Annotated in this window: 30 protein-coding genes, 1 tRNA gene and 1 pseudogene; 16 read left to right on the top strand and 16 right to left on the bottom strand. The window is 66.2% G+C overall.

Translation table 11 applies throughout. The annotated features are described in order from the left end of the window. Positions 1-196: 196 nt before the first annotated feature. From AC4D2F_RS00825 to AC4D2F_RS00815, 3 genes are all read left to right on the top strand, one after another. Positions 197-574 (top strand): hypothetical protein, encoded by a 378-nt coding sequence (locus AC4D2F_RS00825; RefSeq protein WP_490909132.1) that lies wholly within the window; start codon positions 197-199, stop codon positions 572-574. A 33-nt stretch (positions 575-607) separates the two neighbouring features. Then, complete coding sequence (locus AC4D2F_RS00820; RefSeq protein WP_490909131.1) at positions 608-1,504, top strand: HNH endonuclease; 897 nt, start codon at positions 608-610, stop codon at positions 1,502-1,504. A 128-nt stretch (positions 1,505-1,632) separates the two neighbouring features. Continuing rightward, positions 1,633-2,109, top strand: coding sequence for a hypothetical protein (locus AC4D2F_RS00815; RefSeq protein WP_490909130.1), 477 nt, complete (start codon positions 1,633-1,635; stop codon positions 2,107-2,109). Between the two features lie 59 nt (positions 2,110-2,168). Here AC4D2F_RS00815 and AC4D2F_RS00810 read toward each other — a convergent pair whose 3' ends face one another. Both AC4D2F_RS00810 and AC4D2F_RS00805 read right to left on the bottom strand, forming a co-directional pair. Next, on the bottom strand, positions 2,169-2,831 hold the full coding sequence (locus AC4D2F_RS00810) for a hypothetical protein (RefSeq protein ID WP_490909129.1): 663 nt from the start codon (positions 2,829-2,831) through the stop codon (positions 2,169-2,171). Positions 2,832-2,948: 117 nt separating this feature from the next. Next, a complete protein-coding gene (locus tag AC4D2F_RS00805) occupies positions 2,949-3,356 on the bottom strand; it encodes an SRPBCC family protein (RefSeq protein WP_490909127.1) in 408 nt (135 codons plus the stop codon). A gap of 56 nt (positions 3,357-3,412) precedes the next feature. On the opposite strand from AC4D2F_RS00805, the gene AC4D2F_RS00800 reads away from it, so the two are divergent. The 3 genes and pseudogenes from AC4D2F_RS00800 to AC4D2F_RS00790 all read left to right on the top strand — a co-directional run. Next, a complete protein-coding gene (locus tag AC4D2F_RS00800; RefSeq protein ID WP_490909126.1) occupies positions 3,413-3,937 on the top strand; it encodes a hypothetical protein in 525 nt (174 codons plus the stop codon). A gap of 599 nt (positions 3,938-4,536) precedes the next feature. Beyond that, complete coding sequence (locus AC4D2F_RS00795; RefSeq protein WP_490909125.1) at positions 4,537-5,118, top strand: carboxymuconolactone decarboxylase family protein; 582 nt, start codon at positions 4,537-4,539, stop codon at positions 5,116-5,118. Between the two features lie 118 nt (positions 5,119-5,236). Further along, a pseudogene (locus AC4D2F_RS00790) lies at positions 5,237-5,392 on the top strand (nitrilase-related carbon-nitrogen hydrolase); the annotation flags it as partial. A 277-nt stretch (positions 5,393-5,669) separates the two neighbouring features. Here AC4D2F_RS00790 and AC4D2F_RS00785 read toward each other — a convergent pair. Together AC4D2F_RS00785 and AC4D2F_RS00780 are read right to left on the bottom strand one after the other, a co-directional pair. Next, entirely contained in the window at positions 5,670-6,254 is a 585-nt protein-coding gene (locus tag AC4D2F_RS00785) for a cupin domain-containing protein (RefSeq protein ID WP_490909124.1), read from the bottom strand. A 279-nt stretch (positions 6,255-6,533) separates the two neighbouring features. Further along, a complete protein-coding gene (locus AC4D2F_RS00780) occupies positions 6,534-7,004 on the bottom strand; it encodes a hypothetical protein (RefSeq protein ID WP_490909123.1) in 471 nt (156 codons plus the stop codon). Between the two features lie 222 nt (positions 7,005-7,226). On the opposite strand from AC4D2F_RS00780, the gene AC4D2F_RS00775 reads away from it, so the two are divergent. Beyond that, positions 7,227-7,721, top strand: a complete 495-nt coding sequence (locus AC4D2F_RS00775) for a GNAT family N-acetyltransferase (RefSeq protein WP_490909122.1) — start codon at positions 7,227-7,229, stop codon at positions 7,719-7,721. 45 nt (positions 7,722-7,766) lie between these two features. On the opposite strand, the gene AC4D2F_RS00770 is transcribed toward AC4D2F_RS00775, so the two are convergent. Beyond that, on the bottom strand, positions 7,767-8,843 hold the full coding sequence (locus AC4D2F_RS00770; RefSeq protein WP_490909121.1) for a response regulator transcription factor: 1,077 nt from the start codon (positions 8,841-8,843) through the stop codon (positions 7,767-7,769). A gap of 88 nt (positions 8,844-8,931) precedes the next feature. On the opposite strand from AC4D2F_RS00770, the gene AC4D2F_RS00765 reads away from it, so the two are divergent. The 3 genes from AC4D2F_RS00765 (at position 8,932) to AC4D2F_RS00755 (ending at position 10,374) form a co-directional block, all read left to right on the top strand. Then, entirely contained in the window at positions 8,932-9,387 is a 456-nt protein-coding gene (locus tag AC4D2F_RS00765; protein WP_490909119.1) for a cupin domain-containing protein, read from the top strand. Continuing rightward, complete coding sequence (locus AC4D2F_RS00760) at positions 9,384-9,785, top strand: DUF1304 domain-containing protein (protein WP_490909118.1); 402 nt, start codon at positions 9,384-9,386, stop codon at positions 9,783-9,785. Before AC4D2F_RS00765 ends, AC4D2F_RS00760 begins: the two co-directional genes overlap by 4 nt. A 64-nt stretch (positions 9,786-9,849) precedes the next feature. Next, positions 9,850-10,374 carry a GNAT family N-acetyltransferase gene (locus AC4D2F_RS00755; RefSeq protein WP_490909117.1) on the top strand — a complete coding sequence of 175 codons (525 nt, stop codon included), beginning with the start codon at positions 9,850-9,852 and terminating at the stop codon, positions 10,372-10,374. On the opposite strand, the gene AC4D2F_RS00750 is transcribed toward AC4D2F_RS00755, so the two are convergent. Then, positions 10,348-11,514: a phosphotransferase gene (locus tag AC4D2F_RS00750; protein ID WP_490909116.1), complete on the bottom strand. Its 1,167-nt coding sequence runs from the start codon at positions 11,512-11,514 to the stop codon at positions 10,348-10,350. The two genes, AC4D2F_RS00755 and AC4D2F_RS00750, sit on opposite strands and share 27 nt — an antisense overlap. A 505-nt stretch (positions 11,515-12,019) precedes the next feature. On the opposite strand from AC4D2F_RS00750, the gene AC4D2F_RS00745 reads away from it, so the two are divergent. Next, positions 12,020-13,087, top strand: coding sequence for a fatty acid desaturase family protein (locus AC4D2F_RS00745; protein ID WP_490909115.1), 1,068 nt, complete (start codon positions 12,020-12,022; stop codon positions 13,085-13,087). An 86-nt stretch (positions 13,088-13,173) separates the two neighbouring features. Here AC4D2F_RS00745 and AC4D2F_RS00740 read toward each other — a convergent pair whose 3' ends face one another. Beyond that, positions 13,174-13,854 carry a hypothetical protein gene (locus AC4D2F_RS00740; RefSeq protein WP_490909114.1) on the bottom strand — a complete coding sequence of 227 codons (681 nt, stop codon included), beginning with the start codon at positions 13,852-13,854 and terminating at the stop codon, positions 13,174-13,176. Positions 13,855-14,028: 174 nt separating this feature from the next. Between AC4D2F_RS00740 and AC4D2F_RS00735 the strand changes: the two genes are divergently transcribed. Both AC4D2F_RS00735 and AC4D2F_RS00730 read left to right on the top strand, forming a co-directional pair. Further along, positions 14,029-14,364 (top strand): hypothetical protein, encoded by a 336-nt coding sequence (locus AC4D2F_RS00735; RefSeq protein WP_490909113.1) that lies wholly within the window; start codon positions 14,029-14,031, stop codon positions 14,362-14,364. A gap of 328 nt (positions 14,365-14,692) precedes the next feature. Continuing rightward, on the top strand, positions 14,693-14,953 hold the full coding sequence (locus tag AC4D2F_RS00730; protein ID WP_490909112.1) for a cupin domain-containing protein: 261 nt from the start codon (positions 14,693-14,695) through the stop codon (positions 14,951-14,953). Here the strand turns inward: AC4D2F_RS00730 and AC4D2F_RS00725 are convergent. Beyond that, a complete protein-coding gene (locus tag AC4D2F_RS00725; RefSeq protein ID WP_490909111.1) occupies positions 14,904-15,872 on the bottom strand; it encodes a GmrSD restriction endonuclease domain-containing protein in 969 nt (322 codons plus the stop codon). The two genes, AC4D2F_RS00730 and AC4D2F_RS00725, sit on opposite strands and share 50 nt — an antisense overlap. 226 nt (positions 15,873-16,098) lie before the next feature. Here AC4D2F_RS00725 and AC4D2F_RS00720 point away from each other — a divergent pair, with 226 nt between their 5' ends. Both AC4D2F_RS00720 and AC4D2F_RS00715 read left to right on the top strand, forming a co-directional pair. Then, positions 16,099-16,530: a hypothetical protein gene (locus AC4D2F_RS00720; protein ID WP_490909110.1), complete on the top strand. Its 432-nt coding sequence runs from the start codon at positions 16,099-16,101 to the stop codon at positions 16,528-16,530. A 32-nt stretch (positions 16,531-16,562) separates the two neighbouring features. After that, positions 16,563-17,339 (top strand): TetR/AcrR family transcriptional regulator, encoded by a 777-nt coding sequence (locus tag AC4D2F_RS00715; RefSeq protein WP_490909109.1) that lies wholly within the window; start codon positions 16,563-16,565, stop codon positions 17,337-17,339. 200 nt (positions 17,340-17,539) lie between these two features. Here the strand turns inward: AC4D2F_RS00715 and AC4D2F_RS00710 are convergent, their stop codons facing one another. Beyond that, a complete protein-coding gene (locus tag AC4D2F_RS00710) occupies positions 17,540-18,112 on the bottom strand; it encodes a dihydrofolate reductase family protein (RefSeq protein ID WP_490909106.1) in 573 nt (190 codons plus the stop codon). Positions 18,113-18,408: 296 nt separating this feature from the next. Here AC4D2F_RS00710 and AC4D2F_RS00705 point away from each other — a divergent pair, with 296 nt between their 5' ends. After that, positions 18,409-18,978 (top strand): dihydrofolate reductase family protein, encoded by a 570-nt coding sequence (locus AC4D2F_RS00705; RefSeq protein WP_490909105.1) that lies wholly within the window; start codon positions 18,409-18,411, stop codon positions 18,976-18,978. 296 nt (positions 18,979-19,274) lie between these two features. Here the strand turns inward: AC4D2F_RS00705 and AC4D2F_RS00700 are convergent. The 7 genes from AC4D2F_RS00700 to AC4D2F_RS00670 form a co-directional block, all read right to left on the bottom strand. Then, a tRNA-Ala gene (locus AC4D2F_RS00700) sits at positions 19,275-19,347 on the bottom strand. 94 nt (positions 19,348-19,441) lie between these two features. Then, entirely contained in the window at positions 19,442-20,122 is a 681-nt protein-coding gene (locus AC4D2F_RS00695) for a histidine phosphatase family protein (RefSeq protein ID WP_490909104.1), read from the bottom strand. Beyond that, complete coding sequence (gene rsfS, locus AC4D2F_RS00690; RefSeq protein WP_043444948.1) at positions 20,119-20,529, bottom strand: ribosome silencing factor; 411 nt, start codon at positions 20,527-20,529, stop codon at positions 20,119-20,121. The genes AC4D2F_RS00695 and rsfS overlap by 4 nt, the downstream gene beginning before the upstream one ends. 27 nt (positions 20,530-20,556) lie before the next feature. Continuing rightward, positions 20,557-21,348, bottom strand: a complete 792-nt coding sequence (locus AC4D2F_RS00685) for a hypothetical protein (RefSeq protein WP_490909103.1) — start codon at positions 21,346-21,348, stop codon at positions 20,557-20,559. A 79-nt stretch (positions 21,349-21,427) separates the two neighbouring features. Continuing rightward, positions 21,428-22,090, bottom strand: a complete 663-nt coding sequence (nadD, locus tag AC4D2F_RS00680) for a nicotinate-nucleotide adenylyltransferase (RefSeq protein ID WP_490910497.1) — start codon at positions 22,088-22,090, stop codon at positions 21,428-21,430. Between the two features lie 89 nt (positions 22,091-22,179). Continuing rightward, positions 22,180-22,416 carry a hypothetical protein gene (locus AC4D2F_RS00675; RefSeq protein ID WP_104164373.1) on the bottom strand — a complete coding sequence of 79 codons (237 nt, stop codon included), beginning with the start codon at positions 22,414-22,416 and terminating at the stop codon, positions 22,180-22,182. 106 nt (positions 22,417-22,522) lie between these two features. Beyond that, on the bottom strand, positions 22,523-23,842 hold the full coding sequence (locus tag AC4D2F_RS00670) for a glutamate-5-semialdehyde dehydrogenase (protein WP_490909102.1): 1,320 nt from the start codon (positions 23,840-23,842) through the stop codon (positions 22,523-22,525). Positions 23,843-23,849: the final 7 nt, after the last annotated feature.

Below are 23,849 nucleotides of genomic sequence, written 5' to 3'. Positions count from 1 at the left end.
GCCCCCGCTCCCCTGACGGGCGCAACGCCACCTGCTTCGGTTGTTCACCCATCCGTGCCCCAGGCGGCGTCGAACATCCTCCAGTCCGCGCGCCTGCGCGACCGACCGCCCGCGTGGCCCACACCCCGAAACTCGGCGGCAGTACCTCGCGCGCGGTGACGCTGTGATTCCGGGGGTCTGCCGAATGGATACGAACATGATGCAGCGGTGTGACTCCCGAGGGGCGGCGGACCGCAGGACGGGCCGATTCTCGCTCGACGTCCTCCCGCACATGCTCCACCTGCGCTGGACACCACGCATCGCCATCGATCGGAGCGACATCTCCGGCGTCGGATCCGCCATCGCCATGTCCGGCTCGCCCACCCTGCCGCTGCTGGTGGAGGTGACGAAACTGAAGGAGATCACGTGGGAGGCGAGGACGGCGATCCTCTCCCACGAGTTCCCCGCCCGGGTCGCCGTGCTCGGGACCGACGCCGTCGACCTCGTGCTCACCGCGTTCCTGGTGAAGGCCCGCACCGATGCTCGCTTCTTCACCGAGTGGGAGGAAGCCGAGAGATGGGTGCTTCGAGGCTGAACCGCGAGGGCGGGTATCTGTCACACTCGTGCCATGGTGGCAGTGATCATTCCCTGGAACCCGGATGAGCCCCAGTGGGACGGGCCGTACGTAGCCGACATCGATGCCGTGCGCCGGGACGGCGTGGTCCGGCAGCGCTGGACCCTCCCCGCACTCCTCGCCTCGTCGCACGCTGCCGCACCGCCCACCGCCCCCTCACGCGGCATGGACGTGTGGCTGGTGATCCTCACCGGTCCCCCGGCCGCGCAGGGCCTCATCGGCCACGGCACCCTCGCTGCCGTCGGCGAATCAGAGCCGGAGGATGAGCCGATGACACCGGCGCAGATCGAGTTCGACGCCCTCCTCCCCCACGGCGATCAGCTGGCCTTGACGCGGCTCGTGGAACTCGCACCCGGCGTCCTGGCCGCCGACGGCAGACCGATCGTGATCGAGGGGACGGACGAGGCGGCGCTGCGTACGGCCTGGAGAGAGGCGTTCACCCCCGACGCCGGCTCACTCGATCCGGCCCCTGGTTCCCTGCCGCCGGCGGCCGGCAAGCGGGTGCACGTCAACCGGTTCGAGCACGACCCGGATGTGCGGAGGACGGTCGTCGCCCACCGGGGTTCCGCCTGCCATGCGTGCGGCCTCGACTTCGAACAGAGGTACGGCCTCGACGGCAGTGACCTGATCCAGATGCATCACATCACCCCGCCGGAGTACGTCGACGCCGACTACGCCGTCGATCCGCTCGTCGACCTCGTTCCGCTGTGCCCCACCTGCCATGTGGTTGCCCACAGCCGATGGCCCCGCCCCTATGGTGCCGGTGAACTCCGGGGGATGCTCGCCCGGAGCGGCTTCCTGCGCGGAGCGGCCCTGACCGACGAGCAGCTTGCCGCGGAGTCGGGCGCGGCGCGCATCCTGGATGCGTCGTCGGGCCCGGACGCTCCGTGACGCCGCGCTCCTGTCGCTGTCCCCGCCGAGGGTTCGACCACCTGGATCCCGGCGACGCGCGTGGACGCCGGACACCGCGTGACCAGTGCCCTGGGCTACATGTCTCCGGTGCACCCTGGTCTCGTGTCATGGGGGATCGACTTGCTGTGGGCGTGGTGGCCGCGACCGTCCTGCTGATCGGAGGATGCACGGCAGAACCCGGCACCACAGGGTCACCTCCCGCTCCCGAAGCGACGGACTCGCTGCAGCAGTCGATCGCCGAGTCCGAGATCCGGGGAGGACTCCCCGCGGAAGCAATCATCGGAGAGCAACCTCCCCGCTCCCCGGGCTCCGCCTACCCCTTCCCGAGGGCTGGGTGGCTCGACGGCGGCGACACGTTCGCGATCGTCCTGGTGGGCAGCGGGAGTTGCCCCGCCTTCCCTTCATCGATCGAGGTCGTCGGTCCTCACACCGTGAAGGTGGGCATCGACCGCCACGAGGCGACGGTGTGCTCAGCCGACATGGCACCACGGACCCACGTCATCAGTACCCCCACGGAGATCGACAGGACCCAGGACGTCACTCTTACGTACGGTGAGGCGGTTGTGACACTGCCCGCCCTCTAGCCGACGATGCGATTCTGTCCCAGCGAAGGACCCCCGTCCCGAAACGGGGCATATGAGGTTCAGAAGTCCTCGGAGGGAACCATGTCCGATTCGCGGATCAGGTGGGAGTCCAGGTCTTCGGCCGCAAGGATTCTGCCGGCGGTGGGTAGGTCGCAGCCGACGATGAGGCTTCGTGCGTACAGGTCCTGGCCGACGCACCACTGCAGATCTCCTGGCCACCAGTACGTGGGAACGCGGCCCGTGTCCGTAGTCGGTACAACCACAGAGCCCTCGGCATCGATGAGGACGCCCGAGTACAGCGCCATCTCCCGTCGGGATGGTGAGAACTCGATGATCGGCGGAGCGCTTCCTTCGACGTAGCCGGTCCAGCTCGCGAAGTAGTGTCGGCCCTCGTCCACGTGGAGCTCGCGGATCAGGGCTCCTGCAAGGCTTGGATGAGGATCACCCATCGCAGGTTCTGCGTTGCCGGCGGGAAGAACGGCGTCAGGGTGGGCTTTCAGCTCGTCCCACTGCATCCAGGGGCTTGGTTCGAGGCCGTTGCGTTCCATGATGTCCGACCACCTGATGACCGAACCGTCACCGATGGCGACAGGGTTGAGGACGCGCACGTAGCGCTCATAGCCTGGCGGGACGACCGAGGTGACCAGATGTCCGGTGCGGTCGAGCGAAGCGGCCAGCGGCTCGGCGACCCGACGATCCACCTCATGGTGAAGAGAACACATTGCAGCCCTTCTGTCAGCGTCACCCTACCGTTCGGCTACGGCCCGGAGGCCGATCCCCCTCCGCACCCGGGCAACCGGGCCAGACGCTGGATGCCCGGCGCCCTGGCCGCACGTGGGTTACTCCCCCTTACCGCCCGGAACTGCGGGTGCCCCGTTGCTCACCAGCGCTGCGAGACGATCGAGATCGGCCTCGACCATCCGGACGTCCCGCGCGAACTCCGCATCGCTGAGTTCGATCTGGCGAACGGTGAAGAGCACTTCGGCACCGTCTGGGTGGGAGACCACCCGCATCGGATTCGTGACGACAGTCCCGGACGGCAGAACGACGTCGTGATCAAGCACCCCGAACCGGTTCCGTTCCACGAACTGGATACGGACCCGCCCCATCGGGGACTCGACGAACAGATCCCGCCCGTCCTGCACCACCTCCGACTGCGCGAGGCCGGCGGCCCACTTCGGCAGGTTGCCGATGTCCGACGCGACGTCGTAGACAGCCTCCGGAGATGCCGTGATGATCCGGCTCACGTGATGACTCCTCATGGGTCAAGCCATACACCGCGCCTCGGCATCGTGTAAATATCGTGGTGGAGCAGAAACCACCGGTCGCCGTGTGGTTCCCGGGCACGCCCGGACTGCCTGGGCATCGGGAGATCGTCGGAGCTGGGACGGATAGGCTTTCGGAAGCCGACGGAAGGGGCAGCATGCCGCACGCACGCACTGACGAGGACCGGGCCATAGTCATGGAGGCTGCCCGCAGCATCATGGTCCACACTGCCCGCCGGCAGGAGCTGATCACCTATGAGGACCTCAATCGACAGATCAGTGAGGACACCGATACGGAACCGTTCGATTTCTCCCAGGCTGCTGACCGCGATGCGCTCGGCGCGCTCCTCGCCGACGTCGTGAAGGAGGACCTCCTGCACAGTCGGTTCATGCTCTCGTCGGTCGCGACGCTCTCGGAGGTGGAACGGGAGCCCGGAAGCGAGTTCTACACCCTTGCGGAGAACCTCGGCCATCTGGAGCCGAACGCATCCGACGAGCGGAAGTACGCGTTCTGGGCAGAGCAGCTGAAGCTGACCCACGACCACTACAAGCGCCGGATATAGGGGTCAGCAGGCATCGGCTGAGCATTGACATGGGGGCGGTAGAAAAATGAAGGCCAACGCGCCATGGCGTCCGCCCGGGCTTCGCCGTGTTGGAGGGTGCGGAGAAGGGGTCGCGGACGGCTTCGGGGATGCGGCAGGCTCGTTGACAGGCTTACTGGCACAACCTGCGAGGAGGGTGGTGATAGGAGCGAGGTCGAGGAGGGAAGGCAGTTGCGCGGAAAGGCATTTCCCGAAAGAGAATAGGTATGGGCCACGAGGAATTGCCCAGCGATAACCCGCACTGCTTATCCCCCATCGGGACAGCACCTGCATATCTATTTGCGGAGAAAACCAGGAGGCGAGGCGCTCGAACGCTATGCACGGCACTGCGCGAGAGATTCCACCTGACCGCGCCTCGACAGACACAGGGCGTAGGTGACCTGCACGCTCCCGGCCTGACGCTGGGTGACCCACCGACTGCGCTGGAGCCGGGTCTCTTGGGCGTCGTTTACAAAGCATCTGCTGGAAGACCAGAATGGGTCCGGTGGCCTCCACCGGCGGGCCCGAAGCCTCCCCCGGATCCCAGCCTTGCCTACCGCCCCACTTGCAAGGAGCTTTCAATGACAATCCTGAAAATGCCGCCCGAGGCCGAGGCCCGCGGTTCGATCGCTGAAATCTACGACGCCGACCGCAAATCGCTCGGCTATGTGCCGAGCCACACGAAGGCAATGAGCCTGAACCCGGAGGCTTACCTCGCCTGGGAGTCCCTCACCAAAGCGATCAGCTCCTCCCTGGGCATTCGCCGCTACGAGTTGGTGACGCTGGCTGCGGCGCAGGTCATTGGATCCAGCCACTGCAGATTGGCTCACGGGAAAAGGACGCTCAAATTCATCGGTGAAGAACAGTTGCTGGCCATAGCGAGGGACTTCCATAATGCAGGCCTTTCAGAAGCGGAGGTGGCCATGATGGATTACGCAGGGAAGCTCAGTGCCGATGCCGCTTCCATGACTGAAAGCGACGCGCAGCGACTACGCGACGTTGGTTTCAACGACCGTGAGATCGCCGACATCACTCTGGCTGCGGCCGCGCGAAACTTCTTCAGCAGGGCATTGCTGGCGATGGGCGTCGATCTGGACGTTCCCGAAGGCGTCAGCAAAGAACTTCAGGACGCATTGCTGGCACCGCCGGGTTCTCGCCAGTAACGGCTTCAGAGAGCTCCCCGAACGGAGAGCCAGCGGAGTCACAGGTCCCGGCCGGCACACCGGCCGAAGCGCCGCCATAGCATTGATGACGTGCTGAGCCGGGTGAAGACTGCGCGTCATGTCCGCGGATACTGTGCGCATCGCAGCAGTTCAGGCCACACCCGTGATCCTCGATGCCGAGGCGTCGGTATCCAAGGCGCATCGCTTTTTGGACGAGGCATCATGCCAGGGCGTCAAGCTCGCAGTCCTCCCCGAAACCTTCATCCCGCCTTACCCTCAGGGGTCTGGGCCCATAAAGCAACCCGATTCGACGGATTCGATGAACTCTGGATCCGCCTCTGGAACAACTCCATCGATGTCCCTGGGGCCCGGATCGACAGGTCCATCCAGGCCTGGGCCAAGCATGAGATGTACTGCGTCCTCGGTGTGGACGAACGGGAATCCGTGCGGCCTGGGAGTTTCTACAACACCATGGTCCTGCTCGGCCCCGAGGGATTGCTCTGGAAGCACCGTAATTCGATGCCCGCGATGCACGACCGGGGCCTGTTCCGTCAGTGCTGGTGCCAGTAGCGCTCTTCGAGCTGGCGGTCGACGCCCTTGCGTCGGGCCCGGCGCGCCAGCAGGTGGAACACCGGCATCATCGCCCGGTCGCGGCCCACGAGGTGGATGTCGGAGTCCACGATGATCAGCGCCCCGTGCGAGATATTCTTCGGGCGCCCATCGGCGTGGGTCATTCCGTCGGAGGACATGTTCTGCAGCACCGCGAGCCATTTCTCGAACGACGGGTAGGCGGGCCGGACCTCGACGACGAACTGCACCCGGCGATCGCTGGTGTTCTGCCACTGGTGGACCGCCCTCAACGGCACAGTGGCGTTCTCCCCCGGCTGCAGATGGCGGTCTGCACCGCTGATCTCGATGTCGAGGGATCCCTCCAGCACGTAGAAGGTCTCTTCATAGCGCGTGTGGAAGTGCGGGAACACGCCGGCGCCAGCGGAGGAATCGCTGTAGAGCAGGCTGTACTCCCCGCCGGTCTCCTCACCGGTGCGGATCCAGGCGATCTCATTGTCCTGCACGGTGTCGCGGTAGACCGGTCGGTCCGCGCGCATCTGGATGACTTGGTCCGTGGTCCACATCATGGTCCCTCCGTTGCGGCGATCGACGCAGTGGTCGGAGTGGTGCCGCGAAGTGCGGTGTTCATCAGGATCTCCTGACTCGGGCTCTGATTTCCTTGTCACGCATGGGTGACTGTCATGGTGTCCGGCCGCCATGGCGGCGGGGCGACTGGCCTCGACGAGGCTCGCGATGAGGCAATCAGTTTCCCGCCGGCTGTGGTCGCCGTCAAGATTGAAGCGGTGCCCAGCAACCACTGCTCCGGGCGGACAGTAAGGAAATACACCTGCCGATCGTCGGCACGATCATGCAACCAGATCGGTGAAGAACTGCGCTTTGGCGGCTTCAACGTCGCCACCCCGTCGTTTGAGCAGGTTGTAGTCGCGTCGTGCTGTTTCATCGGTGCGCATTCGTTCCCAGGACCGAACGAACCGCCGATCGTGTTCCGAATCGACGACCGTCACGGCGATCCCGACCGGTGGCGTGGAATCTCGTTCGAACACGGCGAACGATGGTGTCCAGATCTCTTGTCGAGCCCGATCGAAGATGAGCGTCAGCTTGGACGTTGCAATCGCGAACTCACCGGGCATCACCCGCAGGTGCAAGTCGATGTCCCCTTTGGTGAGCAGACCCTCGAGGCTGCTCCCGCCGGTAAGGCTCAGCTGTCCGGGCACGCCTCCGCCGTTCAGACCCAACCGGTGTTCGGTGAGAACGGCGAGTGCCCGGGCAACCGTCTCAGCGGTGGTGAGCTGCCAGTCGTGCGTCGGCATAGCCATCAGTGTTCCTTCCCCGTGCGACCTCGAGCCATCATTATGGCCGCCACCGATGCCGTTGTCGGACCCGGGGATGTCCGCAAGCGAGGCGTGCGGGAAGGGGTCGGCCAAGCACCGATAGAGCGAAGCCATCCGCTCGCGGACGTTGCCGAACGTCCCGGTGTGAGACAGATGCTTACGGGCAATGCCGACACCGGGGTGAGCTCCTCTGGCTAATGTTGATCCATGCGAATCGTCCCGTTTGCTGCCGAACACCGCGAACCGCTCCTGGCACTGTCGCTCCGCGCGTGGGAACCCGTCTTTCCTCGACTGGAGTCGGCCGTCTCCGCATTCGTCTACGAGTCGTTCTATCCCGAGGGTTGGCGCAGGCGCCAGTACGACGATTTGGCTGCCACCCTCGACGGTGAACCGGAGAACATAGATGTCGCGCTGATCAACGACTCACCCGTCGGGTGGGTCTGCACACGACTCCACCCGGAGGACAGCATGGGTGAGATCTACGTCCTCGCTGTCGACCCACCGCACCAGGGGAAAGGACTTGGTCGCGCGCTCATCCAGCATTCGATCGAACGCGTGCGATCAAGGGGAATGCGCATGGTGATGGTGGAGACCGGCGATGATCCGGGACACGCGCCGGCCCGTCGGCTCTACGAGGCATCCGGATTCGACCGGTGGCCCGTTGCCCGCTACTTCAAGGAAATATCCCGCGACGCGCAGTAGGCCCATCCGACCGGCGCCCGGTTGTTCAAGGATCCGGAGCAACAGTCAGAGCCGAGCGAACTGCGGGCCGGTGGTGGCGTATCCGTCCGCATTGTCGGGGCGCAACCGGGCGACAAGCTCGCCACGGCTACGGACGCCGACCTTCGCGAAGACCGACTTGAGATGATCCTGCACCGTGTGGACTGATATGAACAGGTGACCGGCGATCTCAGCTGTGGAGTGTCCACCGATCACCTCACGGCAGATTTCCCGTTCCCGGGCGCTCAGGTCGTAGGCCAGCAGCAGCAGCCCGACCAGTTGGTCGCCTGTGACCGGCTCGATGGCCACCGCCACCTGATCCTCCTCCCCGCCGATCAGGGTGCTGGCCTGGAGGACCGCCCACCGCCCATCGGCGTCGCGCAGCCGTGCCTTGAAGTATCCCGCCGCCGCTGCATGCGAGCCTGACGCCATGACCTGCATCATCACCCGGAATCGCCCGGGAGCAATTGCGTCGAGCCGCTCCTGCCATTCCCGGGCGTCAGGCGTCACCCCTACGAGCTGGCCATCCGCGGCGATGATCACCAGGGCCGGCCGACCCGGCCCCGTACCGCCCTGCGCCTCCGAGCGCACTGCGAGTCGGGTGGCCGATCCGATGGCCGGCGCAATTGCCGCCAGGAACTCCACTTCCCGCGCCGTGAACTCCACTCCTGACCGGACCAGGCCCGCCGCACCCCAACATACGCCGTCGGCTCTGAACATGACTCGGAGCTCCTCGTCCATCCCGAGTGGTCGCCAAATGCTGTGGAGCCTGGTGCTGCGCCTCCGATCGTCGGCGGACAGGTCAGAAAGTCTGGCGAGGGTGGCGCCCTGACGTGCGAGGGCGGCGAAGGTATGCGGTTCATCCAATGAGTACTCGGCTTCGGCCAGTCGAGACTCATATTCGGTCGGTATCCGGTTCTGACCGCTGACCATGGAGCTGATGACCTGGGTCTCCGGGTCGATGCTGGCCCAGCAGGTCAGATCGGTGCTGACGGTCCGGCCCACCAGCTCGATCGCCGCGGCATGGAGTTCGCTGACACTGAGTCCGGCGGCAGCGAGTTGGGTGATTTCCCGGCGGAGGCGGGAAGCGCGTTCGTCCCACACACCAGAAGTATGGCACCGCGGCACCCTCCTCACATCCCCACAATTCTGGGATCGACCGCTGCACGACGCCGCGCCTACCGTGGGCCGCATGGAAACCACGGTCCAATACACACCAGCCGGCGACGGCGTGGAACTCGCTTCCCCGGACGCGGTGCTCACGGTCAAGGTCGGCGCCGAGAGCACGGCCGATCAGTACGAGCTGTTCGAGGTGATGGCGCCCCGCGGTCCCGCGACTCCGCTGCACCGCACCGGCTGGGACAAGACCTACTATGTGCTGCACGGCAGGATGATCGTCCAGGTGGGGGACGAGGGCTACGACCTGGGTCCAGGATGTTCCCTTGCCATCCCTGCCAACGCCCTCCACACCTTCACTGTGCTCACCCCGTCCACCACATTCCTCGTCATGAGCCTGACAGGAGCGATGGGCCGGTTCCATGCCGACCTTGATGCCGCCGTCCCCCGTGGCCGATCCATCCAGGACGCCGCCGCTGAGCTTCAGGCAGTCCTGGCCCGGCATCCGGTGACACTGGAGGGCGTGCCATGACGACCGTTGTCTGGACTTTCGCCCTGATCGCGGCACTGATCCACGTCGCCGTGTTCGTCTGCGAGGCCTTGTTGTTCGAGCGGGAAGGGGTGCACTATCGGGTCTTCCTCACGGACACCGCCGATGTTCCGGCCGTCCGATTGTGGGCCTTCGGTGTCGGCTTCTATAACCTGTTCCTCGCCGCCGGCATCATTCTGGGTGTCGCCCTCTGGGCCATGGGTGATGAAGCCGTCGGCCGCGCCCTGGTGATCTATATCTGCTGGTTCATGATGCTCTCCGGCATTGTGTTGTTCATTGCCGACCGGATGGCGATGGGCAGACCGAAGGGCAAGGGGATCGGCGGTGCGCTCGGTCAGGGTGTACCTCCGCTGATCACCCTGGTTGCCGCGGCACTGTAGCGAGGACGCACGTCTGGCCCGCGGCGGGCCGGGCAGCGGAGGGAACGGCCCCTATACTCACGAAATGTCTCAGACCATCAGGGTTCGCCCTGCGCAGCTGACCGATGTCCCTGCAATGGCGCACGTCAACGTGCAGGCGTGGAACGAGACCTATCGCGGCCTGATCTCTGATCACATCCTCGACGATCCGGGCTTCACCTCCGCACGGGAGCGGCAATGGAACACTGTGCTGACGGATCCACGATTCATCACTCACCGAGTAGCTGTCGCGGAGGACAACGGAATCATCGTCGGGATCGCCATGTCAGGGCCGGGTGCTCAGGAGTCCGATCCACTTCACCTCTACGTCCTCTACGTGTTGAAGCAGTGGCATGGGTCCGGGGCCGGGACGAACCTGCTCGAAGCGGTGCTCGCCCCATGGGAAGCAGCGACCTTATGGGTAGCCCGTCCGAATCCTCGAACACAGGCGTTCTACCGCAAACACGGATTTCGGCCGGACGGGATCGAGAAGATTGAAGACGACCTACCAGTGGTTCACATGATCCGCTCCGACGTCGCCGACTCACGGGCCGCGGGTGGAGTCGAGTAGATCGAGGACGAAGGAGGCTGCTCGCGCACGCTCCCGCACGACGTCTGCCGACCCTGGTGCGGGCAAACCGAAGAGTACCTCGAGCGGCACCGCGGACAAGCCGTAGAACAGCAGCATCAGGAGCGCGTGGGTGCGTCTGAGGGCGTCGAGGGAGACGGTGCATCCTTCGTCGATCAGCCCCCGATGGTAGGCCGGCAGGCACACGCCTTCCAGGTGGGAGAGCTCGGACGCAGGACGCTCCCCGGTCTGAATCTCCCCGACCATGAGTTGGGTGAGGTCGAAGGACAGCGGCGCCTCGCACCAGAATCCGAAGTCGATCAGGACCAGCGTCTCCTGGTTCCCGCTCGTCGCGAGCAGATTGCGGGGACAGGCGTCGCCATGCGCGCTGCCCAGCGGAGCTCCGTCGAGCTCCTCCACAAAGCGCGGCAGCGCTTCAGCTGCATCCAGTATGCGATGCCTCAGGTCAGGATCGAACGCCCCCGCCACCAGCGGATGAGCCCAGAGTTCCTCGCTGCGGAGCACCGGCAGCACCTGATGTTCGAGCCGACCACGATCGTAGCCACGGACCACGTCAGTGCTACCGAGAGTGCGGAGCGGTCGAACGGTCGGGCTCGCGGCCAATCTGCCGAGCAGGTAGGCGGCGCGCGCGAAGGTATCGATTCCCCATCGACTCGCGTCGTGGTCGATGAACTGGAGCCACAGACCGGCCGAGAACTCGTCGATGTCGACAACGGAGTACGCACGGGGCATCGAGAAACCGTCGGGGAGACGATCCCGGAGATCGGACCTGTAGACAGCAGGCTCGTTGCGCCACGGAAGGCTCGCCGCCGCTATCTCACGGAACGCCTCGGGAACCTGCTCGAACTGGGGCGAGCGGGTCCAGGACTGCACCACTTTGACGAAGAAGGAGTACGGAGACACACCGCCCGCGTGTCTGGCAGTGCCATGAACCCTGTAGCGCCCTGCCGTGGTGAGCGCGTCGAGGTCGTACTCGGCCACCTCTGCGTGGCAACTCGCCAACTCGACGCCACGGACGCCGAGATCGTCCTCGATGATCGACCCGAGAGCGTCGTCGCTGACATCCGCCAACCCCAGAATCGCCCGATCGAACGCCGCAACTTGCCCCGGCTCCCCATCCATTCGAAGCCCTCCTATGACCACGGACCATCACGGAGACCGACACCAGTGGAATGGAAAGGACGAGTGGTGTCAAGAGGTCAAGAGGAGTCGACGTGAGACACATTGGTGAGGCACGGGCGCGCGTAGAAATTACCGCGGACGTCGATTTCTGCGGCATCGTGGGGACAGGTTGATAGACCTCGGAACCAGTATTGAACGGGCGGGCCGGGTGGCCTTGACGCAGACGGCCATGGGTCTTGCGCTGGATAGTAAATCAGGCAACCCGCATTCGGACGCCGAGCATCACGTTGTTCTGGATCGTACCGGTGGTTCTGGGCAGACGTATCCTGATGGTGCTGTCCCGGACCCTGCCAGCGGGCCATTCGCCGTTCCATCGGCGCCACGAGGCTGAGACAAGAGGGGCTGGCAGATGAACCCTGTGGACGATGCAACATCCGGTGTCGCCGACCCTGGCCTATGGGCTTCTCCGAATCAGGGACCGCCAGGCACCGGACGCGCTCCGTCGGTGACGCGCAAGGTGCGGATCGCCACACCGAATGACGCCGTTGCTTCATATGCCACGCTCCTGAAGCAGATCCGGGCCGATGGGCTGCTCGAGAGGCGCCGACCGTTCTACATCAGCGTCTTTCTCCTGCTCATGCTCGCCCTGACCGCGACGGGTATCGGGTTCGTGCTGGTCGGTGTCCACTGGGCTCAACTGCTCATCGCCGCAACCCTGGCAGTCATCCTCACACAGCTCGCGTTCCTCGGCCACGAAGCTTCCCACCACCAGATCTTCACCTCCCGTACGGCCAATGAATGGGCAGGCAGGATACTCGCCGCGGGTTTCGTGGGGATCAGCTATGCCTGGTGGATCACCAAACACACACGACACCACAACACTCCGAACACCGTCGGGAAAGACCCCGACATCGCCATGGGCACCCTTTCCTTCCGGGCCGATGACGCTGCCGCGAAGACGGGCTTGAGCGCGTGGTTCACGCGACGGCAGGGTTATCTGTTCTTCCCACTGCTGACTCTTGAAGGCCTCAACCTGCATGTTCAGTCCTTCAGGACCTTGGTCGAGCGGAAACCGGTGTCTGGCCGCTGGGTGGAACTGGCCCTGATCGGCGTGCGCTTCGGCGGCTACCTCGGCGTCCTGTTCTGGTTCCTGCCAGTAGGGATGGCTTGCGCGTTCCTCGGCGTGCAGCTGGCGGTTTTCGGTGTCTACATGGGCGCCGCCTTCGCCCCGAACCACAAAGGAATGCCGATTCTGGCCCACGACACCACCGCGGATTTTCTCGAACGTCAGGTGCGCACCTCGCGCAACGTCACAGGCGGCACGTTCACTGATTCCGTGTTCGGTGGCCTGAACTTCCAGATCGAACACCATCTGTTCCCGAACATGCCCCGGCCGAACCTGCGCCGAGCAAGCCTCATCGTCAGGAAACACTGCAAGAGGGTGGGCATTCCCTACACACAAGTCCGCGTGCTGGCGTCCTACAGGGCAGTGATCACCCACCTCAACCACGTTGGCTTGTCTGCCCGGGACCCTTTCGACTGTCCCATGATCAGCCGGTACCGCCGCCCGTAGGCACGCCCGGTGTCTCCGTTCCGCATCCGGCTCGCGCGACCGGAGCCGGCGCCAGGCTGCCGACGAAGCCGGGTGCGACCCTTCGGCTACGGTGCGACGACCTCGATGGCGGCGAAGCGCTTCGAGGCTTCGAGGGCCGGGCCGTTCCCCAGAGCATCCGCGGGATAGGTCAGGACGCCATAGGTCCGCGGCACGAGATCCTGCCCGATCGTGATCGTGAAGCTGTAGGCCCCTCCGGCGTCGGTGATCGCTGACTGCTCGTCCATCACCATGCCGTCGGACTGGGCGATGCCCATGTTGATGATGATCTGCTGCCCGGGCTGGTAGCCGCTGCCGTTGATCGTGAACGAGGACCCCTGGGTGACGGTGGTGCTCACCACGCCCCACTCGGGGTGCGGCGTGACGACGACGCCTGCGGGTACCACGGCTTCCGGATCGGCCGTGATGGTTGGAGCCGCCGCCGGCGCCTCGGTCACTGCAGGGGCCGCGGGAGCTTCAATTGGAAGGGCAACAGGCGGGGTGATCGCGGGGGCGGGCACCGTCGCGGGAGCCTCCGGTGCGACCGACTCCGCTGCAGGGGCCGCTGGCGGGGTAGCAGAGGGGGTCGCTACGGGGGTGGCGGACGGCTTCGGAGCGCTGGGAGATGCCGAAGCAGTCTTGGCGGCAGCCGTAGGAGCCGCGGCCCGCTCGTCATCAGGGGCGCTGGCGCAGCCTGCGAGGAGGGCGGTGGTCGCGGCGAGGGCGAGGAGGGACGGCAGTTTGGGCACGGAGATCATCCTGAGAACGAAGTTTTGTGGACAGCGAGGGGCCGCCCGGCAAGAACCCTGCCCTGCTTCATCCCCCGAGGCGGATATTACCTCCAACTGAATCTGTTGGATATAGCGTCAAGGGGCTGGGTGCACCGTGATCCACGGCGCCCAGGCCATTCATCGGATCACATCGTGACCGAACCGGTACGTGTCGACGGCGGCGGTGCCGTGTCCCGGACTCATGCTTGGATCATGGCGCTCATGGGGATCGAGAAGGTACGTCCGACGCAGTGGTTGAGGGACAATCGGGCGGCTCTGCCGTCGTTGCTGGTGCTGCTCGCGGTGGCCGTGTTCTGGTTTGTCGGAGCCATCGGTGGCATCGGCTACCTGGCCGGCGCGAGCTCGCCCATGGCGATGCTGACGGGGCTCTACGTGGGCCTCGCCGCCGTCGCCGTGTCGATCATCATCACGATCCTGGCCTTGACCGATCTGATGCGCCGCTACGCGCGGCCGCACACCCGCCGCTGACGGCCTGGCGGGTCTCGACGAAAGCGTTCCCGGGCTTGGTGTCGGCGGGTGCCGGGCAGTAGGTGCTGGACGGCGAGGTCGAACCGCGTGTTCTTGGCCGTGAGGATGTATCGGTACACCGCCCGGCGCACCGCGCGGGGTTGAGGCCTGCGACGACGGCGTCTGCGGTGCTCGGGCTCTTGAACAGGTGGTCCTGCAGCAGGCTGAACCGGCCGTCGCGGATCTCCTCAACACCTGCTCAATCGGTCTGTTCCGGTAGCTGACGATAGGAGCTTCAACCCGACGGGCCGCGAACTCGGAGTACCACTGCATATGCGCAACCGCGCTGATGAAATGCACCATCGTCACCGACGGTCGTGTCGGTTTCCTGCTCGACGACGAGGTGTCCTACGCCGGACCGGGAGAGATCGTGGTGAAACCTCGGGACCAGTGGCACACGTTCCGGAACGCCGGTGATGGGCAGGAGCGGACGCTCTCCAGATGGACTTCGAATCCAGGCAGGGTGAGCCGACACACGATGCCACCGTCCGCCCCCACCGTCACGATTCGCACCCTATGCCGTCACCGTTGCCGTCGAAGGCGGGACTGAACCCGGGATCGCCGGCCATGATCGGTGCGGCGCCGGTGGCCTTCACCTCGGCGCAGTCGGCGTAGGCGATCTCGCCGGCCGGAGCTGCAGAAGCCTCTGTGCCGGGCTCCTCAGTCGCCGCAGGTGCGGGCGTTTCGTCGACGGCCACCGGCTGTCCCTTGGCGCCGCCTCGGGTCGGCAGTGGCTGGTCGGGGCAGGTGTCGAGGACGCGCACAATGGCGTCGTGTTCGGCGGCGGTCATCCAGAGCTCGTACTTGGCCTTCACGGCGGTCTGGGTGGCGACGTACTCGCAGCGGAACGCCTTGTTCGGCGGCAGCCAGGTGGCGGCGTCCCCGTCGCCCTTGACGCCGTTCGTGGGGCCGTCGGCAGACCGGAGGTTCAGCGGGTCGTTGGCCAGCTGGAGCCGCTCCTCGGCGGTGAGCTGCTGGGCGCCGGTCTGCCAGGCGTTCGAGAGGGCGATGATGTGGTCGATCTGGACGTCGGAGCTGGTGTCCTGGCCGCGCTGGAACTCGATGCGGGTGCCCGTGTACGGGTCGTCGAGGACCCCGGACTCCACCTTGCAGGGCACGCTGGTGGCGTGCACGACGTCGGAAAGGTCCCGGTTGAGGACCTGATTACGGGTGTCGCAGCCATCGCGGTCGACATCGGCCCACGCGGACCCGAACTCCTCGCGGCTGTAGCCGGTCTTCGGGGCGCGGCCTTTGAGGGGGATCTGCTCGAGGGCGGCCAGCGCAGTGCCGGCGGTTGCCGGAGATTGGCTCGCGGCCGAGTTCGGGCCGGTGGGACCGTCCAGCACGGCCCTGGCGTCGCAGCCGGAGAGCCCGAGCGCGAGGAGGGCGCCGGCAGCGGCGAGGGTCAGGCGGGAGGATCGGGAGGTCGTCTTGCTCGTCGTGTGTGCGGGGCCCGTGGTTCTGCTCATCGCCGTCAAGCCTACCGAGGCAGGCCGGGCGGCCTGTTACCCGGACCCCATCATGCACGTCGAGGGATCCGCTGGTTGCGCCGATTCCATGTCCGGAGGGGCAGGGTGGAGTCCTCGTGGCTGGGTCTTCGAAGTTCCGACGAAGCTGCCTCTAGAGCGCGCCTCCGCAAAGAGGAATAATCTCAGTACGCCGTACGGCATTAAGGACACGAGATCGGAGACTCGAATGAATGACACGACATCAGCCGCAGCCGGCGCTTCGGCGTCCCCCGCCGCCACCCAGGAGATTCTGGATTGGTTCGCACAGTACGACGCGCTTGTTCAGGTTGGCGATGTGGAAGGCATGGCCGACCTGGCTTCGTTCCCGCTGAACGAGGTGTCTGACGACGCGACGGGTCATGCTGTGACCCGTTCTTGCGATCGCATGACGTACATCGAGCAGATGCGGCAGGTGCTGGAAGGCTCTGAAGGGACCGAGATGCAGTCGAGGCGGCATCCCACCTTCATCTCGCCCGCGCTGTGCTTCGTCGTCACGGATGCATCGTTCGTCGTCGGAGGCGTTGAGACGCAGATGCGATATGGCGACCTGCTCGTTCGAACACCCGATGGATGGAAGTTCCAGACGATGGTAGCCGGAGGTTGGCACGACCAGATGTGACACGGGGCCGCGGGAAACAGGAGGATGACTACATGAACGACGTCACCAGCTCCGGCAACCCGGCGGCGACGTTGCAACTCCTTTGGCGCGAGCATCTTCCTCCAGACTCGAGTCCCCGCCGCGGTCCCCGACGGGGACTCGAGTTCAACACAATCGTGGAAGCTGCGACGTCCCTCGCCGACGAACACGGCCTCACCGCATTGACGATGCGCCGCCTCGCCGAGCGGCTGAACATTCGGCCAATGAGCCTCTACACCTACATCCCCGGTCGCGCCGAGCTGCTGGATGTGATCCTCGACGACGCCTATCTGAAGATGCCCCGCCCGCCGTTCGAGACCGCGCCATGGCAGGTCAGGGTGCGCGCCGTGGCCGCGAGCAACTTCGACCTGTACGAGCGGCACTCCTGGGCAACTCACCTATCCACGCTGCGCCCTCCACTGGGGCCGGGCCAGATGGCCAAGTACGAGTACGAACTTTCCGCCTTTGACGGCTCAGGCCTGGGTGACCTTGCGACGGACGATGCTCTTACGTTCCTGTTGAGTTTCGTGCGCAACGCTGCTCGCGACATCCACGGCGCGCGTGACACATCGCGAGCGAGCGGCACCGACCGGGAATGGTGGGATGAAGCCGCGCCTCTCCTGGCACAGAACGTCAACGACAAGTGTTACCCCCTCGCCTCGCGCGTGGGGAGCGCGGCCGGCGCCGCCCACGGCAGCGCGCACGATCCGCACCATGCGTACGCCTTCGGCCTCCAACAGACAATTCGCGCGCTCGAACTGCTGGCCGCTGATCGTCCCACCGGCGATTAACCCGCCCATCTCGTAGGCCAAAGCCCTCCCGGAACCAGACTCTTGATACTGACGTGGCGCCGCGGGTCCACCACGCGAGTCACCACAGTGTCCGTGCCGCAGACTGCGCGCGTGCATCCGCTTGTGGCCGGTCGCACTGCGACCGGGCGCCTCGTTGGGACTCGGTTGCTCGGGGTTGATGAGATGTACTGGGTTGATCGCTAGCTCGGGCGATGACCTCGTGGGCGATATGTCCGGCCGAAGCTGCGTTCGGCGCCCTCGTACGTTCCCGCGAGTTCCCAGTCATACCGGTGTCCGCCAGGTACATCGAAGATACGGGTGCCATCACCGAGGAACACTGGCGCGACGAAGACCTGCAGCTCATCGATGAGGTCATGCTCCAGGGCCTGGCGGGCGATGTCCGCGCTGATGATCTGTATGTCCCGGTCACCGGCGATCTGCTGAGCGCGCTCTATCGCCTCACCTATGTCACAGTTCATCGCGACGATCGAAGGATCGTCGGCTATCTCGTGGGGTCGGTGAGTAAGGATGATCTCGGTTCCCGACCATGCGCCACCGTACGCCTCGGAGGTCATCTCGTCCCGCTCGTCGCGTTGGGCTTGCGCAGCGTCGTAGCCGTTCCTGCCGGCGATGATGACGGCGACTGCCCCGGCCAGGCGCTCGGTGACACCGTAGGCCAATGGCTCCGCAGCAGCCAACCAGCTCATGTCATGCTCAGGGCCTGCAATGAAGCCGTTGAGTGAACAAGTGAAACCCCAAGCGACTTTGCCCATGAACGTCCTCGTCGATGTCGGCACTGAACGACTTCCGCACGTCAGACGGTACCTAAGCCGCTGCAGAACGCGGATCGGATAGCGGTCAGGTTCCAGGCCGTCAGCCGATTCCGTCAGTGCCCGAAGAGGGCCGTCCGCAGCTCGAGGTACCGGGCGCGAAAGGATTGCTCATCGTCAGCAGTCGGTCACCAACGCCCATTCCGGTACGGGATCCTCAGGGCGACAGTTGCTCGCCGAATGTAGTTTGAGTACTGTCCCGTGGAAACGCGCTGCGCGTATCAAGTGAGGGCAACGGGATGAGACACCTTCGATACTCGATCAACGTCACGCTCGACGGCTGCTGTCATCACGAGGCGGGGCTCCCGCCCGACGAGGAGTCGATGCGTTACTGGACCGCTGAGATGGAGCGAGCCGACGCTCTGCTCTTCGGCCGGGTGACCTACGAGATGATGGAGTCTGCGTGGCGGCAGCCGGCCGCGGGCACGTGGCCTGAGTGGATGGGTGAGTGGCAGATCCCGTTCGCCGAGGCCATCCATGGGGCGAAGAAGCACGTCGTGTCGAGCACACTGAGCGGGGTCGATTGGAATGCCGAGCTGGTGCAGGGCGACATGGGGCCAGCGGTTCAGCGGCTCAAGCAGGAGTCGGGCGAGAGCCTGTGGGTGGGTGGCGTGACGCTCCCCCTCGCGTTGGCAGATCTGGGACTGATCGACGAGTACGAGTTCCTGGTGCAGCCGGTCCTTGCCGGACACGGGCCGACGTTGCTCGCCGGTCTGCGCAAACGCGTCCAGCTTGAGCTCGTGAATCGCCATGAGTTCCGGTCGGGGGCAGTAGCCCTGCGCTACCGGCCCGCGCCGGTACCGGCGTGAGGTGACTTGTCCTGGCGGGTCCGCCCAATGCCAGGAGCGATAGCCGTACGGTTCGCCGACCTCCTCACGACGATGGAATCGTTCGTGGACGCAGCCATCCACCACCGCTCCCTTCCGTTGGCAGCCGGGATTCGGCAGCTCCAACGGAAGCTGCGGGGCCGTAGTCGCCTTTGTTGACCATCCGAAGCGTCTCACCTGCTGTATCGAAGCGATGGCAGAATAAGGGCACCTGCCGCTGCAGGGCAACAAAAAACCGCCGGACCAAGGTTCTTACCTTGGATTCCGGCGGTTCGTTGTGGAGCTAAGGGGATTCGAACCCCTGACCCCCTGCATGCCATGCAGGTGCGCTACCAGCTGCGCCATAGCCCCGAATCTGCATCGCTTCTTCCGGGCGAACCGGCCGAAGCAACTCGATCAGTCTAGTAAATTCTGGCGGCTTCGCCAAATCGGCCGATGGGCCCGCTCAACCCTCCAGCGGCTCCTCGGGCAGGGAACCGAGTCCTACGTTGTGCTCGGTCAGCTGCCACGAGAACAGCGCCTCGGCCCTGTCCACCACCTCGTGCACTTCGGACCAGTGGCAGTTGGACAACCCCGCGAGTGCCCCCCACCGTTCCGGCGGCAACCCCATCAGGGCCGCAAGGGCCGCCCGGATGGATCCACCGTGGCTGACGACGACGAGCGTCTCGGCACGGCCGATCCGCCCCACGGCCTCCGTCACCGCCGCGAGCATGCGGTCCCCGACCTCGACACGGTTCTCGGCACCGCCGGCACGTACCTCGGGGTCCCCGCCCCGCCAGGCGGCATTATCGTCCGGGAACCGCTCGTCGATCTCGGCGAAGGACAAACCCTGCCACGAGCCGGCGTTCGTCTCACGAAGGCGCTCGTCGTAGAGGACCGGCAGCCCTGTGAGCTCCCCCAGCGTCAGGGCCGTATCAGCCGCCCGGCGCAGGTCCGAGGAGACGATCAGCGACGGCTCCCGCGTCGCGAGCACCTCGGCCGCCCGCACGGCCTGCTCACGGCCGGTCTCGTCCAGGTCGATGTCCTCCTGGCCCTGGAAGCGGCCGGAGTGGTTCCATTCGGTGCGGCCGTGGCGCCAGAAGACGATGCGCCGGGCCGCGGGATGGGCGTGGGGGGACCGCGTCACTCCGGGACGACGTCGGACGCGGCGACCTGCGGCGAGCTCTGCAGGGCCTCCTCGAGCTGGAGGTCCACGGAGGGGCAGTCCTTCCACAGCCGGTCGAGGGCATAGAACACGCGGTCCTCCTCGTGCTGCACATGGACGATGACCTGGGCGTAGTCGAGGAGCACCCAGCGGCCCTCGCTGCGGCCTTCACGGCGCACGGGCTTCAGGCCCTGCTTGGACAGCTCCTCCTCGATGCCGTCGACGATCGCGTTGACCTGCCGCTCGCTCGGCGCGGAGGCGATCACGAAGATGTCCGTGATCGCAAGCCTGTCACTGACGTCGATGGCGACGATGTCCTGGGCGATCTTGTCCGCTGCAGCATGCGCCGCCGTGCGGGCTATGCCAATGGACTGTTCGGTAGCGCTCACTGATCTCCTTGTGTGTGGCCAGCATTTTCACCCATTGAGGGAGCTGACTGTCATTATTATCCCGGTCGCGAGGGCGGTCGCGCCCACGACGAGCAACGAGTACTGCAGGTACCGCACGCGTCTCAGCCTTCCGAGTCCCGCAGTCATCGCGTCGAGGGGGTCCAGGCCGAAGGCATCCCGCGCCCCGACGGGCTCGGTGACCGTGCCGGGATCCGGGCTCCCGGCAGATCCGCTCCCCTGCACCTGAGGCCGCGGGACGCTCGCCGGCTGTCCGGGACGCGGCAGGACCACAGGGATGTGGGACGTCGCGGGTGCCCGGAGGACGGACTGCGCGCTGCCGGGCACCCGGACGAACTCGGGCGGCGTGATGATCGACAGGTTGTGGGCCGCGGTCGGGTCGTTCGGCGGGGGCGTGCGCTGCCCGTCCCGCTCCGATGGCTCCTGCATTCGGCGCGCACGGGAATTCAGGGCCGCCGCGCGGGCGGCCAGCGCCTTCTGCTGCGCGAGCACCGCGGGGTCCACGACGAAGGGGGCATCCGTTCCGGCCGCCTGCAGGCCGGCGAGGTGACCGCTCGCGTCCTCGGCGAACGTCTGCCGTGCCTCGGACTGCCGACGGCGACGGTCCCGGCGCCCGCCGGGCAGCGGCGCCTTAAGACCGTCCGGCCGCTGGTCGGTCGCCGGCTCGGGCACCACCGCCCGCCCATCGACCTGCTGCAACCGCAGCTGACGCCGCGTGGGAGTCTCCACCCGTACCACGCCGTCATCGTGCGCCGGGGCGCCCTGCGGACCGGTGCCCGTCGAACTGTCCTCCACTGGCATGCCCGATCCCCCTGACCCGGCACGGTTCGCGGTCGACCCCGTCATCGGTGCGTCGTCCTCTACCTTGCTCATCGCTGATTCATCCGGTTGGTTGTTGTATGGAGCTCGGGCTGTCCCGGTGCTCTCGTTCCGTCGGCGGGACGCGCTCGTCGCCCTGCTTCGACGCCGGTCCCGCCCCGGGCAGTCCCACCTGCCGGTAGAGGCGGTGCTTGGCGATGTACTGCACCACGCCGTCGGGCACCAGGTACCAGACGGGCTTCCCCTCGCCGACGCGGTGCCTGCAGTCCGTGCTCGAGATCGCCATGGCGGGCACTTCCAGCAGGCTGACGTCGCGGCCACGGCCGTCGAGCTCGTGCCCGGGGCGTGTCACCCCGATGAAGTGGGCAAGGGACCAGAGCTCCTCCGCGTTCTTCCAGGTGAGGATCTGGGCCATGGCATCGGCACCGGTGATGAAGAACAGCTGCGCAGCCGGACGCTCCGCCTTCAGGTCGCGCAGGGTGTCGATCGTGAAGGTGGGACCGGGGCGATCGATGTCGACGCGGCTCACGGTGAAGCTCGGATTGGACGCCGTCGCGATGACCGTCATCAGGTAGCGGTGCTCGGCGGCCGTCACCTCCTTGTCGACCTTCTGCCAGGGCTGGCCGGTCGGGACGAAGACCACCTCGTCGAGGTCGAACACCGAAGCGACCTCGCTCGCGGCGACCAGGTGCCCGTGATGGATGGGGTCGAACGTGCCACCCATCACCCCGAGGCGCCAGGACGATCCGTCATGCCGCTGCCTGAAGCCGCCCAGGACGTCCCGCTCGGTGATGTCTGCTGCCATCTGGACCGCTAGTGCCGGTTCGCTTCGCCGTGGTCGTGCTTGTTGGTGTGCTGCTTGTGGGGGTCGAGGTGCTCCTCGACGGCCTCGTGGCGGTTCCGCACGTTCGAGAAGGACACTGTGACGAGCATGAGGGTGAGCAGGATGCCCATGACGATCAACCCGTACGCGAGGGCGGGCATCGGCAGTTCGGTGTGGTGTTCCATGGCTTCGGTGGCCAGCAGCGTACTGCCGAGGGAGTAGAGCATCGTCGTTCCTCTGTCGGTTCAGGGTCCGCCGGTCCGTTGCGGACCGGCGCGGTCATCAGGTCCCATGGTACGCGTAAAGGAGGGTCGGCCCTTTACGCCGGGGGCGTCAGCGCCGGACGTGCCCTGCGCCCTGCACGATCCACTTGGTGGTCGTGAGTTCGGCCAGGCCCATCGGACCCCGCGCGTGCATCTTCTGGGTGGAGATGCCCACCTCGGCGCCGAGGCCCAGCTCGCCGCCGTCCACGAAGCGCGTGGAGGCGTTGACCAGCACGGCAGCGGAATCGACGCCGGCCACGAACTCCTCGGAGGAGGCGAGGTTGTTCGTGATGATCGCCTCGCTGTGGCCGGTGCTCCACCGGCGGATGTGCAGCAGGGCGTCGTCGACGCTGTCCACCGTCTTCACCGCGAGGTCGAGCTGCATGTACTCGCGCCCCCAGTCCTCGTCGGTCGCCGTCGGCGCGTCCGTCCCGGCCGGGAGGAGACCACGTGACCGCTCGTCCACGTGCAGCGTGACGCCGGCGCGGACGAGCGCGGCGAGGACGCCGGGCGCGGCCGCAGACCGGGCGTGGACGAGGAGCGTCTCGACGGTGTTGCAGACACTGGGACGCTGCGTCTTGGCGTTGAGCAGGATCTCCACCGCCATCTCCTCGTCGGCGCTCTCGTCGAGCAGGATGTGCACGTTGCCCTCCCCCGTCTCGATCACGGGGACGCGCGCCGTCGTCACGACGGACTGGATCAGCTCCCGCCCGCCCCGCGGGATCAGGACGTCCACCCGGCCGCGGGCCTTCATCAGGACCTGGGCGCCTTCCCGGCCGAACTCGTCGATGGTGAGGACGGCGTCGTCGGGCAGTCCGTGGTCCTCGAGGGTGTCGCGGATGATCCCGACGAGGGCCGCGTTGGTGGCCGCGGCTGCACTGCCGCCGCGCAGGATCACAGCGTTGCCGCTCTTGAGGGCCAGGCCGGCGATGTCCACGGTCACGTTGGGGCGTGCCTCGTAGATCGCGGCGACCACCCCGAGGGGAACGCGGACCTGGCTCATCCGGAGGCCGTTGGGCAGGGTCTCCGCGCGGACGGCGGTGCCCACGGGATCCGGCAGGGCGGCGAGCTGTGCCAGCGCCTCGGCGAGTTTCCCCACGCGCTCGGCGTCCAGGCTCAGGCGGTCCAGGAGGTACGCGGAGGTGCCGGCGGCGCGGCCGCGGTCGACGTCGGTCCGGTTCGCGGCGAGCACGAGGTCGCGTCGGCTAACGAGGGCGTCGGCGATCGCCAGAAGCACGCGGTCCTTACGGGCCCGGGTGGCGCGGGCCAGGATGCGCGACGCCTGACGGGAGCGGTCGGTGATGGCGTGGACGGCGTCGGTGAGCTGGTCCGGGGACAGCGCCACGGGGGTGTCGTTCCGATGGGTGGGCTCGGCCTGCAGGTCGGTCATCGTCCCA

The organism is Arthrobacter sp. TJ-263 (genome assembly GCF_058269155.1).
Note: the sequence above shows the minus strand (reverse complement) of the source record. Positions and strands in the feature narration are given on the sequence as shown.